The sequence below is a fragment of the Streptomyces sp. BE303 genome, assembly GCF_036290945.1.
In the GTDB taxonomy this organism is placed as follows: domain Bacteria; phylum Actinomycetota; class Actinomycetes; order Streptomycetales; family Streptomycetaceae; genus Kitasatospora.
Window position 1 is genome coordinate 1 of record NZ_JAQYWZ010000401.1, and the last position, 1110, is coordinate 1110.

General features: G+C 68.8%; 1 protein-coding gene and 1 pseudogene. Both read left to right on the forward strand.

Annotated features, from left to right (window positions below):
- A partial coding sequence (locus PUR56_RS06955) for a reverse transcriptase domain-containing protein (RefSeq protein WP_329948263.1) occupies nt 1–809 on the forward strand: 809 nt, incomplete at its 5' end.
- 176 nt (nt 810–985) lie between these two features.
- A pseudogene (locus tag PUR56_RS06960) lies at nt 986–1110 on the forward strand (IS5/IS1182 family transposase); the annotation flags it as partial.

Below are 1110 nucleotides of genomic sequence, written 5' to 3' on the forward strand. Positions count from 1 at the left end.
CCGCGACGCTGATCGTGGCGTTCGACCGGGTCGCGGGCAACCGGGGAGCCGGCACTCCCGGCGTCGACGGCCTGACCGCCGCCGACGTCGAGGAGGCGCTCGGTGTTCCCGGGTTCCTGGGCGACCTGCGCGGCCGTCTCAAGACGGGCGTGTTCCGGCCGCTTCCGGTGCGGGAGAAGATGATTCCCAAGCCGGGAGGGTCGGGGAAGGTTCGGCGGCTGGGGATTCCCACTGTCGCCGACCGGGTGGTCCAGGCCGCGCTGAAGCTGGTGCTGGAACCGATCTTCGAGGCCGACTTCAAGCCGGTCTCGTATGGCTTCCGGCCCAAGCGGCGGGCCCAGGACGCGATTGCCGAGATCCACTTCTACGGCACCTGCGGGTATCGGTGGGTGCTGGACGCGGACATCGCCGCGTGCTTCGACGAGATCGACCACGTGGCACTGATGGACCGGGTCCGGAAGCGGGTCAAGGACAAGCGGGTGCTGGCGCTGGTCAAGGCGTTCCTGAAGGCCGGGCTGATGTCCGAGTTCGGCGAGGTCCAGGAAACCCTGACCGGCACGCCGCAAGGGGGCATCCTGTCCCCGCTGCTGGCCAACATCGCCCTGTCAGTGCTCGATGAGCACCTGCACCGGGCGTGGGAGAGCGGCGGTGAGCTGTCCAACAGCTCTCGGCGGTGGCGGCGCCGGGCCAAGGGCCTGCCGTCGTGGCGGCTGGTCCGCTACGCGGACGACTTCGCGCGCCACGAGGCGCCGCACTACCGAGTGGGGGTGGAAGGACTCCACCACCTGGCCGTCGCAGCGGCTGGGTGAAGCTGAGGGCAGCCTGACCCGGGGAACGCCGGGAAGGGTGGAAAGCAGCCCTGACAACGCCGGGACGGTCTGGAACTACCAGACGGGCTGGGTCCGGCAAGCGAGACGAGAAGGTGTACGAGAGGAACCAGTGCTAAGAAGACATCTCATTTGGGTGGGTTGAGTAGACTCCGAGTGTGCTGATCGTTGAGCGGCTGGTGCCGGATGAGCTGTGGGAGTTGTTCCAGTTGGTCGTGCCGGACGCTCCGGTGCGCCCGCAGGGTGGTGGCCGGCGGCGCCACGGGGATCGCGAGGTGCTGGC